1 protein-coding gene is annotated in these 517 nt (G+C 70.4%); it reads left to right on the forward strand.

Features of this window, described 5'->3' with window-relative positions; translation table 11 throughout:
• On the forward strand, window positions 1-498 hold a 498-nt coding region (locus ACOADB_RS13615; protein ID WP_378599451.1), incomplete at its 5' end, for a dicarboxylate/amino acid:cation symporter.
• Window positions 499-517: the final 19 nt, after the last annotated feature.

Below are 517 nucleotides of genomic sequence, written 5' to 3' on the forward strand. Positions count from 1 at the left end.
ATCGTGTCGCGGTCCTCGGTCGGGACGATGCCCGTCACGCAGTCCGTCACCGAGCGGAACCTGGGTGTCCCGCGCGCCTACGCGTCGTTCGCCGTGCCGCTCGGTGCGACCACCAAGATGGACGGTTGCGCCTCGATCTACCCGGCGATCTCGGCGATCTTCGTCGCCCAGTTCTTCGGGGTCGACCTGGGCCTGACCGACTACCTGCTGATCGCGTTCGTGTCGGTGATCGGCTCGGCCGCGACCGCCGGTGTCACCGGTGCCACGGTGATGCTGACCCTGACGCTCTCCACGCTGGGCCTGCCGCTCGCCGGCGTCGGCCTGCTGCTCGCGATCGACCCGATCCTCGACATGGGGCGTACGGCGGTCAACGTGGCCGGCCAGGCGCTGGTGCCGACCCTGGTCGCGAAGCGGGAGGGCATCCTCGACGAGGACGCCTACAACGCGCCGCGGTCGGGCAAGGCGTGGCGCGAGGACGAGGTACCGGTCGCCGTCTGACCCGGTTTCGAGGCTCGCT

Source organism: Nocardioides sp. CPCC 206348 (assembly GCF_048654705.1).
GTDB lineage: Bacteria > Actinomycetota > Actinomycetes > Propionibacteriales > Nocardioidaceae > Nocardioides.